General features: G+C 54.4%; 14 protein-coding genes. 8 read left to right on the forward strand and 6 right to left on the reverse strand.

Annotated elements, in window-relative coordinates:
- Positions 1-440: 440 nt before the first annotated feature.
- From FFS57_RS15200 to gspE, 3 genes are read left to right on the forward strand one after another with little or no spacing between them, the layout of a single operon-like run.
- The gene (locus FFS57_RS15200; protein ID WP_137938657.1) at positions 441-1,298 is read left to right on the forward strand and encodes a type II secretion system protein N; all 858 of its coding nucleotides are present in this window, start codon (positions 441-443) and stop codon (positions 1,296-1,298) included.
- A gap of 8 nt (positions 1,299-1,306) precedes the next feature.
- Complete coding sequence (gspD, locus tag FFS57_RS15205) at positions 1,307-3,472, forward strand: type II secretion system secretin GspD (RefSeq protein ID WP_137938658.1); 2,166 nt, start codon at positions 1,307-1,309, stop codon at positions 3,470-3,472.
- A gap of 3 nt (positions 3,473-3,475) precedes the next feature.
- Positions 3,476-4,933 (forward strand): type II secretion system ATPase GspE, encoded by a 1,458-nt coding sequence (gene gspE, locus FFS57_RS15210; RefSeq protein WP_137938659.1) that lies wholly within the window; start codon positions 3,476-3,478, stop codon positions 4,931-4,933.
- A 67-nt stretch (positions 4,934-5,000) separates the two neighbouring features.
- Here the strand turns inward: gspE and flhB are convergent, their stop codons facing one another.
- Complete coding sequence (flhB, locus tag FFS57_RS15215) at positions 5,001-6,155, reverse strand: flagellar biosynthesis protein FlhB (RefSeq protein WP_137938660.1); 1,155 nt, start codon at positions 6,153-6,155, stop codon at positions 5,001-5,003.
- A 266-nt stretch (positions 6,156-6,421) separates the two neighbouring features.
- On the opposite strand from flhB, the gene FFS57_RS15220 reads away from it, so the two are divergent.
- The gene (locus FFS57_RS15220) at positions 6,422-7,729 is read left to right on the forward strand and encodes a hemolysin family protein (protein WP_137938661.1); all 1,308 of its coding nucleotides are present in this window, start codon (positions 6,422-6,424) and stop codon (positions 7,727-7,729) included.
- A gap of 52 nt (positions 7,730-7,781) precedes the next feature.
- On the opposite strand, the gene FFS57_RS15225 is transcribed toward FFS57_RS15220, so the two are convergent.
- Genes FFS57_RS15225 through ompR form a run of 5 tightly spaced genes read right to left on the reverse strand, consistent with a single transcriptional unit; the run spans position 7,782 to position 11,170 of the window.
- On the reverse strand, positions 7,782-8,159 hold the full coding sequence (locus FFS57_RS15225) for a hypothetical protein (RefSeq protein ID WP_137938662.1): 378 nt from the start codon (positions 8,157-8,159) through the stop codon (positions 7,782-7,784).
- On the reverse strand, positions 8,146-8,631 hold the full coding sequence (locus tag FFS57_RS15230; RefSeq protein WP_137938663.1) for an RES family NAD+ phosphorylase: 486 nt from the start codon (positions 8,629-8,631) through the stop codon (positions 8,146-8,148). Before FFS57_RS15230 ends, FFS57_RS15225 begins: the two co-directional genes overlap by 14 nt.
- A 6-nt stretch (positions 8,632-8,637) precedes the next feature.
- Positions 8,638-9,102 (reverse strand): Xre family toxin-antitoxin system antitoxin, encoded by a 465-nt coding sequence (locus FFS57_RS15235; protein WP_137938664.1) that lies wholly within the window; start codon positions 9,100-9,102, stop codon positions 8,638-8,640.
- A 32-nt stretch (positions 9,103-9,134) separates the two neighbouring features.
- Positions 9,135-10,445: an ATP-binding protein gene (locus FFS57_RS15240; protein WP_137938665.1), complete on the reverse strand. Its 1,311-nt coding sequence runs from the start codon at positions 10,443-10,445 to the stop codon at positions 9,135-9,137.
- Positions 10,445-11,170, reverse strand: coding sequence for an osmolarity response regulator transcription factor OmpR (gene ompR, locus FFS57_RS15245; RefSeq protein ID WP_137938666.1), 726 nt, complete (start codon positions 11,168-11,170; stop codon positions 10,445-10,447). The genes FFS57_RS15240 and ompR overlap by 1 nt, the downstream gene beginning before the upstream one ends.
- A 214-nt stretch (positions 11,171-11,384) precedes the next feature.
- Between ompR and FFS57_RS15250 the strand changes: the two genes are divergently transcribed.
- The 4 genes from FFS57_RS15250 (at position 11,385) to FFS57_RS15260 (ending at position 14,506) form a co-directional block, all read left to right on the forward strand.
- On the forward strand, positions 11,385-11,705 hold the full coding sequence (locus FFS57_RS15250; protein ID WP_137938667.1) for a hypothetical protein: 321 nt from the start codon (positions 11,385-11,387) through the stop codon (positions 11,703-11,705).
- Positions 11,680-12,360, forward strand: a complete 681-nt coding sequence (locus FFS57_RS15255; protein WP_137938668.1) for a Spy/CpxP family protein refolding chaperone — start codon at positions 11,680-11,682, stop codon at positions 12,358-12,360. The genes FFS57_RS15250 and FFS57_RS15255 overlap by 26 nt, the downstream gene beginning before the upstream one ends.
- Positions 12,361-12,687: 327 nt before the next feature.
- Positions 12,688-12,810: a hypothetical protein gene (locus tag FFS57_RS26115; RefSeq protein WP_283204915.1), complete on the forward strand. Its 123-nt coding sequence runs from the start codon at positions 12,688-12,690 to the stop codon at positions 12,808-12,810.
- Between the two features lie 187 nt (positions 12,811-12,997).
- The gene (locus FFS57_RS15260; protein ID WP_137938669.1) at positions 12,998-14,506 is read left to right on the forward strand and encodes a hypothetical protein; all 1,509 of its coding nucleotides are present in this window, start codon (positions 12,998-13,000) and stop codon (positions 14,504-14,506) included.
- The last annotated feature ends 514 nt before the right edge of the window (positions 14,507-15,020 follow it).

Raw genomic sequence — 15,020 nt, forward strand, 5'->3', positions numbered from 1 at the left:
GCAAATTGTACTGGTGGCTGGAACAATTGTTGCCGCTTCGATTTAGGGCGGCAAGCAAGAGAAGGGCGTGGCCTTGACACTTGAATGGAATGTAGTGAAACGCGTTTTCTGGGAAAGGTGTCGCGAGTAATGTGTCAATCAGTAGCAGAGTAAATAACACTGTTGGCAGCCCAGCTGTCTGAATTTGAAATTAGATGCTGAAACATGCTTCCGTTATACTTGACCGAGCTTGGCGCTTGAGATGGCCTTTGCTGCACCATACGTGGATTCAAATGGAATGATTGGTTGAGGATGGTGTGGTGGTGATTTATATGTGAAATGGCGTATTCAGTGCACATAATGAAGCGGGTTTCGTATAATCCCCCGTTGAACCCTATTTCGCCTGTATCCTCTAACAGGACTGGCTCCACATAATTGACCGGCTCAGCCGGCATACCCTGATGCGACACACGCAGATCCCACTCAAACTGCTAAATGTATTATTGATTGCCCTGATTGCCTGGCTTGCGGCCAGCGTGACATGGCGTTTTGTGGCGCCCAAGCCGACTGCAGTGCCGGGTGCCAAATCCACTGCTGTACCCATGCCGCAGAATCCAGTCCCCATACTGGATTTGAACCTGGTGGCGGGGTTGTTTGGCCGTACCCAAGGGGTAGCCGATAATGGCCAGATCGTACCCAGCAATCTACCTTATAAGTTACGCGGTGTAATTACCGGGACGGCTAATCAGGTGCCAGCTGCAACTTTCTCAGGCGTAGGTGCCAAAGAAGTGGCGGTGACGGTGGGTGACGAGATCCAGCCGGGCGTCAAGCTTCTGGAGGTGGCGTCAGATCACGTTGTGGTACAGAACAATGGCCGCCGTGAGCGGATTGATCTTGATGCAAAGCCTGCATTGGTGATTGATGGTGTTACGCCAGTTGGTGCGATGCAGGATGGCATTCCACCTGGCATGGGCCCAAATGAGACCCCGCCAGGTGCTGAAGGCAATGCCATGGTATTGACTGTGCCACGTGCGGCGTTGGTTAATGCTTTGCAGTCGGGTAATGTCGCAGAATGGGCGACCGGATTGCGACCCGACCCTGCGGGGGGCATTCGCATCACTGGCGGTAGTGCTCAAGCCCTGATCAGCGCGCTTGAGCTGCGTGATGGTGATGTGCTGCGCCGAATCAATGGTGCGCAATTAAGCCGGCCTGGCGATATTGCGCTGGTTTACAACGAATTTACCCAGAAAAACAAAGTGCAGTTGGAAGTCATGCGCGATGGTCGACCGACCATGCTTGATTACACCCTGCAACCATAAGGTCGATCATGATCAGAAAAACGTTACCCGTTTTGCTTGCAGCCTCGTTGTTCGTTTCGTCCCTTACTTTTGCTGCGGACGACAACAAGGTGATGCTCAATTTCGTCAACGCCGACATCGAATCGACCATCAAGGCCGTGGGCCTGATTTCCGGCAAGAATTTTGTACTTGATCCGAGAGTGAAGGGTACGATCAATATCGTTTCATCGACCCCGGTTTCCAAGGATCTGGTTTACCCCATCCTGTTATCTTCATTGCGCCTGCAAGGTTTTGCTGCTGTCGAATCCACAGGGACGGTGAAGATTGTGCCGGAAGCTGACGCCAAACAGCATTTCAGTGTGACAGCAGACAAAAGCCTGAACGTATCCGGCGATAAGATCATCACTCAGGTCTATCCGTTGAAGTTTGAGTCTGCGGCTCAGCTGGTGCCGATTCTGCGGCCGTTGATCACACCCAATAATATGATTGCGGCGTACAATAATGCCAATACGCTGGTTATCACTGACTATGCAGAGAACGTCAAGCGGATCAATCGTATTGTGGCCTCGATTGATCAACCATCGACTGCCGAATTCTTTGCCATTCCGCTCAAGCACAGCTCTGCGCTGGATGTGGCTACCACTTTGGCGCGGTTGATGCCGGAACTGGGTACCAGCGGGGTGCCTGGTCAGCCGATGGTGCCGGGCATGGGTGCAGAAGGGGTGAAACGCAGCTCCGTGATTGCCGACCCGCGTTCGAATAGCCTGTTGATTCGTAGCGAAACATCGTCGACTGCACAAAATGTACGGCGCTTGGTGGACATGCTGGATCAACCCGCCCAAAGTGGCAGCAATATCAACGTGGTGTATTTGAAGAACGCTGATGCCGTCAAATTGGCGCAGACGCTGCGCTCCATCATCACAGGCGATACCTCGGCTGCCGCGAGTTCGTCGAGCCCGCCAACCAGTAACATGCCAACGCCGTCTGGCTTGCCAGGTACGTCGGTGTCGCCAGTCTCGCTTGGTGGCAGCAGTGCTGGTGGCACGTCCTCTGCTGCGCAAGGCGGGATGATTCAGGCTGATGCGGCAACCAATTCATTGATCATTACCGCGCCGGATTATGTCTATCGTAATCTCCGGGCAGTTATCGATAAGCTTGACGTGCGTCGCGCCCAGGTTTATCTGGAGGCGTTGATCGCTGAGGTGAATGCTGGGGATACCTCGGAATTTGGCTTCCAGTGGTTGACTGCAGATGGTTTGCAAAGTAACGCCCCTAGCTATCGTGGCTTTGGCGGTACAAATTTTGGTGAAGGCGGCAAGAACATTCTGAATGTGTTGCAGAACCCGCTTTCTGCCAGCACGGGTTTGAGTGTGGGGGTTGCAAAAGGGACGATCACCATTGGCGGTAAGGAGTTCATTAACCTGGGTATGCTGGCCCGTGCCTTGGAAGACAACAAGGCTGGTAATGTACTGTCGACACCGAACCTGCTGACCCTGGATAACGAGGAAGCCAAGATTCTGGTAGGCCAGAACGTACCATTCAAGACCACCAGTCAACCGCAAACGGGAACCACCACCAACCCGTTTACCACCTTTGAACGCAAGGACATTGGTATTACGCTGAAAGTGAAGCCGCAAATCTCCGAAGGGGGCGGTATCACCATGACGGTCTACCAGGAAGTATCAAGTGTGGACGATAGTCAGATCAAGAGTGAAGACTTGATCACCAAGAAGCGGACCATCGAGTCCAAAGTGCTGGTTGACGATGGACAGATCATCGTATTGGGTGGTTTGATCGAGAACAAAGTGAATAGCGGTATCAGCAAGGTGCCATTGCTGGGCGATATTCCGATCATCGGCAATCTGTTCAAGTACGAAAGCCGTAGCTCCACCAAAACCAATCTGATGGTGTTCCTGCGTCCAGTTGTCTTGAAAGATGGTGCAGCCACCAATGTTCTTTCCAGTGACCGTTACGAATACATTCGCGATCAGCAGCGTCAGTTCAAATTGCCGGATTCTTTTGTATTGCATAATCCGCCCACCATTGTGGCACCTGAATTGACCCCAATTGTGCCTAAGGCCAAGTTGGAAGCCGCTGCCAAACCCGACGCGGTAAGCAAGCCAGAGGCGGTTGCAGGCAAAACTACAGAGAATCCGGCTGTTGCCATCGAGCCGACCACGAGCGAGAAGAATTAAGGCATGGAACATCGCATTCCTTATCATTTCGCCAAGAACAAGGGCGTGATCGATGCCGGTGAGCAGGAAGGCAAGATCCAGATTTGGGCACGGGATGATATTGATCCATTGACCTTGTCTGAAGTCCGTCGTGTATTGCTCAGGCCGTTGGCGGTCAGTCTGTATCCACCTGAGGAATTCGAACAGCGCCTAGCTGCGGTGTATTCGCGTGGCGATAGCCAGGCGGCCAGTGTGGTGGAGGATGTTGAGCAGGACTACGACCTGTCGCGTCTGGCGCAAGAGCTGCCGGAAATCGAGGATTTGCTGGAAGCGGAAGACGATGCGCCGATCATTCGCTTGATCAATGCTGTGTTGACGCAGGCATTGCGTGAGTATGCATCGGATATCCACATCGAACCGTTTGAGACGCGCTCGGTGGTGCGGTTTCGCATTGATGGCAAATTGGTTGATGTTATCGAACCCAAGCGGGCCTTGCATGCTGCGTTGGTGTCGCGTATCAAGGTGATGGCCAATCTGGATATCTCCGAAAAACGGTTGCCGCAGGATGGCCGCATTACCCTGCGCATTGCAGGCCGGCCTGTCGATGTGCGGGTCTCGACGTTGCCGACAGGGCATGGTGAGCGGGTTGTGTTGCGTTTGCTGGACAAGTCTGCGGGCAAAATGGATTTGGCCCGCCTGGGCATGAGCCCGGCAACACTCAATCAATTACGGGAGCTGATTGCTCAGCCGCATGGCATCATTCTGGTCACGGGCCCAACCGGTTCCGGTAAGACCACGACATTGTATGCAGCGTTGGGGCAGATGGATGCCAAGACCACCAACATCATGACGGTGGAAGACCCGATCGAATATGACCTGGATGGCGTGGGGCAAACTCAGGTCAATTCGCGCATTGAGATGAATTTTGCGCGGGCCTTGCGTTCGATTTTGCGGCAAGACCCAGACGTGATCATGATTGGTGAAATCCGCGATCTGGAAACAGCCCAAATTGCCGTACAGGCCTCATTGACGGGGCACTTGGTGTTAGCCACCTTGCATACCAACGATGCGGCCAGTGCGGTGACCCGCCTGGTGGATATGGGGATTGAGCCATTTCTGTTGGCATCCAGCCTGATTGGTGTATTGGCCCAACGACTGGCTCGAAATCTATGCCCGGAATGCAAGCGTGAGCACCATCCGGATGAAGCAGAGCGGGCAATGCTGGGACGGGATGGACCAATTTATCGACCAGTAGGTTGTCCGGCATGTAACTTCAACGGTTTCAAAGGCCGAAGTGGCTTGTATGAGCTGCTGACTGTGGACGACTTGATGCGACGTCATATCCACGATGGTACATCAGAAGGAATGATTCGCGATTATGCGGTGAACAAAGGGATGTTGACTTTGCGACAGGATGGTGTGCGTAAGATCCTTGCGGGTGAAACCTCATTGGAAGAGGTATTGCGGGTGACGCGCGACTGATGCACTGTACCCTGTACCCAAAAAGCCGGGTTGAGCCCGGCTTTTTTCACGTTTCCGGTTCGAAGGCTTAGGTGTTGTGGGGCGCGCTGGTGGCTTCTGGATCAAGCTCGTGCGGCACGGGCAGTGTCTCGGGCAGACCAGGTTGCTGGCCACCAAATTGCCGGTAATGCCGTAACTGATAGACATACGCCAGTACCTCGGCCGCTGCTGTATAGAGCTTGGCGGGGATTTCTTCTCCCAATTCCGCGTGAAAATACAATGCCCGGGCGAAAGGTGGTGCGCGCATGACGGTTACCCTGTTTTCTTCTCCAAGTTCGATGATGCGTTCTGCCAGTAGATGAGCCCCCTTGGCGACAACCGTTGGTGCGCGCATGGTGTTGCTTTGGTATTTCAGGGCTACCGCGTAGTGTGTTGGGTTGGTCACGATCACATCGGCCTTGGGGACTTCCTGCATCATCCGCTTGCGTGCAGCCTCGCGCTGCAGTGACCGGATGCGTGCCTTGATCTCAGGTGAGCCTTCGGCTTCTTTCGATTCCCGGCGTACGTCCTCCTTGGTCATGCGCAGGCTTCGCTGGTAATTCCATAACTGGAATGGGACATCGATCAGCACCAAGATGATCATCGACCCGGCAACGACTTCCAGCGTAAAGGAAACCAGGGCCGCAGTGTGGCTGAAACCGGAATAGGGGGATTCGCTGATCAAAGCAAGAAACTCGCCGCGCTCCTGCCAGATTACCCAGCCAGCCACGCCACCAATCAGGAGTGATTTCAGGATGGCTTTAGCACCTTCGACCAGTGCACTGACGGAAAACATCCGTTTCAGGCCGGAAAACGGATTGAGCTTGCTGAATTTGGGTTCCAGCGCTTCAAACGTCAGCAGCCATCCACCCAAAAGCAAGGGTGACACGATCGCAGCGATGGTGACGGCAGCCATGAAGGGAAAGAACGCCAGTAGTGCATCAGCACACATCTTGTACAGCATCTCCAGCATGTGATGTGGATGAAGCAACAGCTTGCGGTCGAAGGTCAGCCCATCACGTACCAGTTTTTGCAGAAAATCAATAAACTGCGGGCCCATCAGCACCAAGGAGGCTACCCCCGTCATGGTGACGGCAAACGTAGCCAACTCGCGTGAGCGGGCAATATTCCCTTTCTGACGGGCTTCTTCCAATCGCCGCGCAGAGGCGGGTTCCGTCCGTTCCTGATCGCTATCTTCAGCCATGATTGGCAACTGGGCAGGGTGATGGCTTGAAGTTTAACTCGGAAAGCCATTGCTGGCCCGGTTGATCTCGACATGATCAAGAATCGGGCTGATCATCACACCATTCGAAGCTCAGCCGGTCGGGTATGACCGCATTGTTCATGGGGATTGCGCAAGACACCCCTTATTGAATCGGCTAAGATATAGAGATTGCCAACAACCCAAGGAGCGTCAGGGGCTGCAGGATTCGACAAGCCGGTACAGCCGGTCGGTTGCCGTCCCTTTATATGAGTAGTCAGATAAGTTTACTTTTTCTTGCCTTCGTTCTGGTGTTATTGAACGGATTTTTTGTCGCAGCGGAATTCGGCCTGGTCAAGTTGCGGCAAACACGCGTCAAGGCAATTGCCAAGGCGCATGGCTTCCGTGGCCGTATTCTTGCCAAAGTACATACCAATCTGGATGCTTACCTGTCAGCTTGCCAACTGGGCATCACCCTGGCTTCGCTGGGTTTGGGCTGGGTGGGTGAGCCTGCCTTTGCACGCTTGCTGGAGCCACTGTTCACGGCAGTTGGTATCGGCAACGAGAAATTGGTGCACGGTGTTTCCTTCTTCATCGCGTTCTTCATTATTTCCTATTTGCATATTGTGGTGGGCGAGCTGGCGCCAAAATCCATGGCCATTCGTCGATCCGAACTGATCGGCTTGTGGACGGCCGTACCGCTATATGGCTTCTATTGGGCCATGTATCCTGCTATCTGGGCTCTGAATGCCAGCGCTAACTGGATATTGAAAATGTTCAAACTGGATGGCACCACCTCACATGAAACCCACTATTCGGCAGACGAGCTGAAGCTGATTTTGCGAGGGTCGGAAGAGACGGAGCAATTTACCAATGAGGAATGGCGGGTATTGGCCCAAGCACTGGATTTTCGGGAACTGGATGTTGCCGATCTGATGCGACCGGTCAGTGAGATGGTCGCGTTGCGTGCAGAAGACGGGCTTGAAGCGAATCTGGACAAGATGGTGCAGACTCGTTATAGCCGCTACCCCTTTATTGGCCAGGATGGCAAGGTAATGGGGGTGTTGCATTTGAAGGATGTGTTCTTTGCCTTGAACAAAGGGGGGGCGGCCGCCAACCTGGATGACTTGGTGAGGCCAGCACAAATTGTTTCACCCAGTATGCCAGCGATGGAGCTGTTCCGTCGTTTTCGCGAGGGTGCGCCGCATTTCGCTGTCGTCACGTATCAGGATGGAGAGCCGTTGGGCTTTGTGACACTGGATAATCTGCTGTCAGCACAGGTTGGTGAGATTCGCGATGAGTTTCGCCATACTCAGAATGAATGGACGCGACTGGATGACGGCTCGTTGATTGGTAAGGGCAGCCTGCCGATCTTTACGTTGGAGCGAGCACTGGGCGTGGACATTGACCAGGATGATGTCGACACCGTTGGTGGTCTGTTGATGTGGCGTCTGGGTGATTTGCCCAAAGAGGGTGACCGCATCGAATTTGATGATTTCGATGTGGTGGTGAAACGCATGAAAGGCCCGCGTATTGTCATGGTGCGGGTGTTTCCACGCTTGGCCCATGCGGCTTGACCACTGCAGCGTAAAGAAAAGCAAAAAAAGCCGACGTTGCCGTCGGCTTTTTTCATGTTTGTTGCAACAGTACCGCCAGGCTGGTTTGCAACGGTTCAATCCATTGCAAGCGATGGAGACTGACCGGAGATGCCATCAGATTGTTCAATGCCGATTGCGCGCAGGCGTGATCCAATTCGGCCAGCCAGCGTTCATGGCCACGCTCCATCCAATTGAGTGTGGAGGTGGGCAGATTGGGTAATGGGCAACCAAAGCAGCTGACATAGCGTACCAAAGCAATGATCAGCGCATCTGCCGAGGCCGTGTTCTGCAGCATATGTTCGGGCCGGGTAGCGGCGTCGCGAATATATTGTTGATGAGCCAAGCCAACATGATCTGCCTGATTTGCTGCATGCAAAGCTGTTTCAAAGACGGTATCAACGTGTGTCATGCGGGGCAGGTGGTAGCAATCGATTGTCGAACGGATAGCGTTGTGCGGACAAGATTACACAGCGGTTTGTATCCGGGTGTAACGGGTTCATCAGCATATTCTGTGTGTGCGGTACGATGGCGCTGGGGACATAGAGCAAGGCCGAAGCACCCTGACGCAGCCATTGGTCGCCGATACTCCGGGTAAGCAAAGTTTGTTCGCGCCAATCGTCGGTGAGTATGTCCTGATCCAGAGAGGCGATGCTGACGTGGTCTGGTACGGTGACCTGCAGCAGCTGATAATTGCGAGGCAGGGCGGCAAGGCTGTTGACTTCCAGGTGAACTAGCGTTTCCAGCAGCGCGCTGGCAGGCGAAGTCGCCAAATAGACGATCGGCCGGCCTTTGCTATGCCAGCGAGCAGGTCCGATCAGGCCACCCTTCCCGGCCAGATCAGCGTAGTTGCTGATACGCCACAGTGTCAGAGGTGAGGTCATCTGGCGTCAGGCAGCGTAGCCTTCATCGATTTCAATCAGGTAATTTTCTACCAGGCGGCAACCAACGTCAGTGCGCAGCATGTCCAGTGGCGATTTGCCATTAAAGCGTAACAGTGAGCGGCGTAACCAGGTGATGGCATCTGTTCGATCGCCAAACACTGATTCAGCCTGGGTAATGATTCTGGCCAGTCTGACGGCGCGCTCGCTTTCTTCCGGGTTGAGCGGTTCCCCCTTGCTTTGACGGTGTTGCAACGTACGGGCTGGGGCGACTAGGCTGATGATCTCCGATCGCTTGATGCCTGCATTGGTCAACATACTGACTACATCCAGAGGCAGGCCAGCACTGATATGTTCGGCCAGATTCAGTTCATCTGTCACATCGACTGAGAGTAATTGTGAAAGGCGACTGTAGTCGTCGGGCAGGTCGGTCGCAGCAGGGGCTGCGAACTTGAATGTCTTGGCTTGCGGCATTGAGGACTCCTTGCGCAAATTGCATTGTTATTCTAGGCGTTTTGCGCGGATGGGGCAATCGGGAAGGCAACAGTAATTAACAGGCCGCCGGCGGAATGATTGCTGACTTTCAAGTTGGCGCCATGAGCTTCGACGATTCGTTTGACGATGGCCAATCCAAGACCACTGCCCCCATCTGCACGGCGGGCCGGATCCAGCCGGGTGAACGGTTGCAGCAGGGTTGGGATCAACTCGGCCGGTACACCTGGACCGTGGTCGCGTAGGCGAAGTATCAACCGACCTCCTTCAACATGGCTACTCAGTTCGATAGGTGGGCTCCCGTAGAGCCGCGCGTTATCGATCAGATTGGTCAGCATACGCTGGATTGCGAGCGGATGTACCTTGATCCAGGGCGCGTCTGGTGCCAGTTCGGTGGCCAGGCTCAGTCCCTGCCGTTGGTAGCGGTCACGGGTTTCTCGCAGCAGTTCATTGAGATCGCAATGCTGGGCGGGCTCTTCAGGCTCGCCGGCAATAAAATCGCGAAACTGTCGCACAATCCGCTCAATGTCGTCGATATCGGTCAGCATGCCATCGCGCAGGCTATCGTCACTCATCATTTCCACACCCAGCCGCAGCCGGGTCAGCGGGGTACGCACATCATGTGAGATCCCGGCCAGCATGACACGACGATCGGTTTCGGCTTGCTGCAATGCGGTGGTCATGCTGTTGAAGGTCAATGCAAGGCTGCGGGTTTCACGCATACCACCTTCAGGTAGTGGGGCAGGGTGCTGGCCCAGTGCCAATTGCCGGGCTGCGGAAATCAGCCGCTTCAATGGCCGGTTGAGATACCAGGCAAAGAAAAATGCGGCGATCAATGCCAGTGCCGAGAAGCCGACCACCGCCAGACTGAGTGTCGTACGCAGCCCGGGCTGTGGGCGTCCCAATGGGATGATCAGCCAATGCGGCTCGTTCAGCATGCTGATCTGCAGCCATAGTAGTGGCTTGGGCTGTACAGTATAGCGCTGGTCACTGAAGACCAACCCATCGGTGCGCAGCCGCGCCACCAACGCATTCAGATCACCTGGCAATGGGTGGCTGTCGGCTGGTGGCCGGGCTGCAATCGTGGGCAGCAGGTTGATGGAGAACGGGCGGTTGTAGGCATCAAGATATAGTGCTCGTTCATCGAGCGTCATGTTGGCCAGCGAAGATTCAAGGTCGGCCAGGGCATCCATGACCTCTTCCGACACCTGTTCGGCCATCAGGTGCCGCCAGTTGTAATTCAGCAATGCCAGCGTGAACAATTGACTGGCTACAACCAGTCCGACCAGCATCAGCGCCAGCCGGCCGAACAACGATCGTGGCATCAGCGCGGTCCGCCATCTGGTACGAAGACGTAGCCAAAGCCCCACACTGTCTGGATGAATTTGGGCTCGGCCGGGTTGGCCTCGATCAGCTTGCGCAACCGGGAAATCTGCACATCAATGGAACGGTCGAATGCTTCGTGTTCCTTACCACGCGCCAGCTCCATCAGGCGTTCACGTGATAGCGGATGACGCGGGTGCATGGCCAACACCTTGAGAATCGAGAACTCGGCATGGGTTAGCACAATGTCCTGTCCATCCCGGGTCAGCTTGCGCGAGCCTGCATCCAGAACGAAACCAGAGAACTCGTATACCTCTTCTGCATTGTAATCCGCAGCCAATGCAGGCGTCTGAGCGTGGCGACGTAGTACCGCATTAATGCGTGCGACCAGTTCACGTGGATTGAATGGTTTGGCCAGATAATCGTCAGCCCCCATTTCCAGGCCGATGATCCGGTCGATATCGTCACCTTTGGCAGTCAACATCAGGATTGGTAAGGCATCGTGTTGGGCGCGCAGGCGTCGGCATGCCGAAAGACCGTCTTCGCCAGGCAACATCAGGTCCAGCACCAGCAGGTGAGGCCGGTTACGTTGCAACCGTTTGTCCAGCTGGCTGGTGTCGGCATATGCATCGACATCGAAGCCTTGTTCAGTCAGATAGCGCAACAGCAGATCGCGCAGGCGGGGGTCATCGTCAATGACCAGAATGCGTTTCTTGGTGGTATTCATGCCGATAGTGTAGCAATTTGCGGCGCGGCCGTTGTGAGGGCAATTGTTAAAAGCTGTATGGATTGTCGATTCTGCTCGTGGATTTTTACAAGCTGGTTGCTCCGTCAAACATTTGCGTTACAAGCTGGCGACACAATGTCACCCAGATCATCCGGCATCATCAGCCTGGGTGATGATGACAAGGTCGGATTCTTTTGACGGAATAGGGAGGTGAATGATGAAATATCTGCAATCTGCTGTAGCTGGGCTGTTGTTGTGCAGTATGCTTGGAGCCGTTCAGGCCGAATCGATCAACGAGCGGCAGTACCAGCAGGATGTGCGAATTGCCAAGGGCGTGCGAAGTGGGGCGCTGACGCACAATGAAGTCCAATCGCTGCGTTCGGAGCGTCGGGAGATTCGTCAGACTGAGCGTCAATATCGGGCTGATGGTCGTTTTACCCAAGCCGAGCGTGTCGCGGTGCGGCACGATTTGAATAAATTGAGCCGCGATATTTATATGCAGAAACACGATGATGATGTTCGGGGTAAAGACTAATCGCCTGTTCCGGCTATCGCAAGCATTGCGTGCCGGTTGGCTGCTGCTGGGGATGACGGGTCTGCTGCTGATGGGCATTGCCCAGGCACAATCGCGCGCCAACCAGGTAGCTGGTCGCCCGGCATTGCTGCGAGTAGGGGATGAGCCTCCTTATGTCGAGCATCGCGAGCGCCGCTTGGAACGGGCGTTGCGGGATGGCAAAATTACCCCTGAGGAAGCAGACCGTCTGCGTGAGCGGTGGCGAGGCCAAGGCCCGCAGCAGGAATTGTGGGGTTATCCGAAGCGCCCCGGCATGGCCCCGCCGGACTCAGCCTGGAAGGAGCGCCGCAAGCGGCTGGTCGAGAGCCTTACTCCACCCCAGCGCCAACAATTTGAAGACATGCAACAGCAAGACCGTCAAGCGCGGGAACGGCTGGAGCAGGGCCTGTCGGATCAGCAAAGGGAGCGGATGCGTCGCCGCCACGAGCTGTCACCGGAGGAACGTCGTGAACTGTTTGAGAGTTTGACGCCTGAACAGCGTGAACAGATCAAATCGCATTTCAAACAGCGGCGGCAAGCCCGTGAGCAATTTTTCAATAGCCTGACTCCCGAGCAGCGCAGTCTGATGCCGCCGCCAATGCATCCGTCCATGGATAAGCCACCGGGTGGCGAGTAGATCCAACCAAAGCCAGAGATGCAGACCGGATCGTGCTGATTGATGATCAGGGCTCGATGCCGATGGGTGCAATGCTCACGGGCTGGCATGGGTTTGACCGGCCTTCGTGTTAAAGGCTGTCTTCATGGCCTGCTGGTTACCCTGCGTGAAACAGACCGAGTCAATAAGCGCTTCACTCGGATGGATCTGCTCGACTGGTCGAAACAAGGGGTGGTTAAGGGGAGACCGCGTATCACGCGATCTACTTAGCGGCTCTTATACCAGATGTAACAATCCTTTGATTACTATCATTACTACTCCTGCATTGCCGGTCTTAGAATCTGTTCAATGGCTTATTACGCAACCATGATCGGGGCTCATGTGCTGCTCAACGTCCTCATGTATCGCACCTACACGCCAGTTTTTGCGCTGCACTTCACCCTGCTGGTGGTCGCTCATCACAGACCTTGAGCAAGCTCTCAGGCAACTGATTCCGGCCGACATGGTGTTTAATTGAGGATTGATGCAGGTTTTGCCGTTTACTCCCTATCTGAAACGCCACGCAGATTGAATGTGTTATCGCCCGATCGGCCATAGAATCATTTGAACGTCCGTAAAAACGGTATTCCAGCTGCAATTCACTGAGCGAATGAATGTGATGACACCTTCCCTGCCTTGGCCCTGCCAATCTCTCATTGGTCTTCCTCCTGAAGTACGCGAGCGCATCAATTCACTGGCGTATTCGTTAAGTGGGTTTGACTATAAGTTCGCTGGCTGGCGTACCGATATCAGTCTGGGCAATCTCCCCGATATCGGTGTACTGGAAGCGCTGTGGCAAGAGGCTAACAAGCTATTTCCCTTATTTCATGCGTTTCTGTCAGAACATGACCCGCAGTTTTCCCGCTGGTGTGTTGTTTTGACATTCTGCGAGCAATTGCTTGTTGTACAAGCTGCAAAGGGTGGCCACGAACCTGCTTTAACGCTGTATCGCATGCTGCAGGCCGAAGCATGGCGCCGCCCTCAGTTGCTTAAGGCGGCACTACCTTTTTTGGAGGGAAATGCGGCTTTGCAATGCGCAGAAACCTATCTTGGGCACCAACAGTGGGTGAACTACACAGACCAGTTCCTCGGGGACGTGCAGTCCAGTCGGCCTGAACTGTATGAGCAGCTACAGGCTGGGCCTTACAGTAGAAATCAGCATCGCCAACTTGCCACACCTAGCCTTCGGGATTTTGCTTATGACCCCAAGCTATCCCTGCCAGGGCATGTTCGGTCACGTCTTTTCAAGGCTGAGCCAGAGGAAATTTTGGCGTTATTAGCCGACCCGCCCGTCAATCCGATGAGTTATTGGTTTGATCCACATTGGGAGGACTTCCTTCGCTACCCGTGGCCAGAAGCCGGAGCGGAAATTTGTCAGTTGCTGGAGCTACTGTTGTTATGTGGTTACGGCGAGTGGATGGTGGCCCAGACCCAGTCCCTGCCACCCAGGGTCTGGATACTCTGGTTGCTCTCTGGCGAACCCGTCCTGGTCAATGCAGCATGTAAAGCTTTTGGTGCACCCGAGCTGGATTGTCTGCTAGAAGGTTTGCGTAAAAGACGGACGACGTTGGTTGATCATACCAGCCCTGCAGATTTTGGAGTGGCACACCCACATTTCCTGGCGGCACTTGCTGATGCAATAGAGCGATATTCGTTGTTGGCAGATTCTTTGGATCAACTCCTCAATCCCATTGCCTTCTTCCGGGGGTTCGAAAAAGCGGAACCTGGCCGGCTCAGTGCTTTTTTTACCCACTGCTCTGAACAGCTACCTATTCTGGCTTATTACGAGCAAAGCTGGTTGGATTTACCACCACCTGTCTATCTACAGCCTATCGATGCGGAGGGGAGGGCAGAGTGGTACGGATCCATGCCCCCTTATTTTCATCATCCACGAGGCCCGATCTACACCCGATGTCACCTCTACCGTACACGCATGCTGGGAGAAGCCTGGGCCATAGTCAAAGGGTCAGATCCGACAAAATTGCAGGCCCTGTGGGCGCGACAGAAAAAGAACGTGGTTTACCTTCAGTCTGGCAATGCCGAGGGTTTTCGCAACGATAGTCGACGGATGGTGCAAGCCATCTTGAAGAAGGGTCGTCGAACCGATGTGCTGGCGCAACTGGTTTAATCTTTCCATGATTGGCATGTCGAAACCTGTCATCCCAGCGCTTCTGCCGTTGCCCGTTTCGTGGGCTCGCCCATCCTAGCCATCAACTGGAGGTGATGCCCCCAGGTCCCCACGATTCACCGCCTGCAAGCTATCCGAGCCGCTTGGCAAAAGCTGCGCAGGGCGTGGTTGAATTCAGCCCACCTTGGCTGGCTGCCGCCCGACATTGTTCCCTAAACGATCTGCCCAGACCATGGGATTCCAGCCAGAAATGGAGGCCTGTGACTGGATCATCAGCAAAGTAACGCATCAAATTGGGTGGCGGATTGCAGGTAGGGGTTGAGTTAGAACGACGGGGAGCGGACTAGGGGATTCGATGATATTACATGCGCATTTGACATGATATAATTGATTAGATTGATTATTCTTTCATGCCGATCACGTCGGCAATATCTGACCTGTCCCCGCGCTCATCAAAAAAAGCCAGCAAACCCGCTGGGATCCGCCAGGCAAGTTGGCGAGGCGGATAGGGTAG

Origin of the sequence: Chitinivorax sp. B (assembly GCF_005503445.1) — a bacterium.
GTDB lineage: Bacteria > Pseudomonadota > Gammaproteobacteria > Burkholderiales > SCOH01 > Chitinivorax.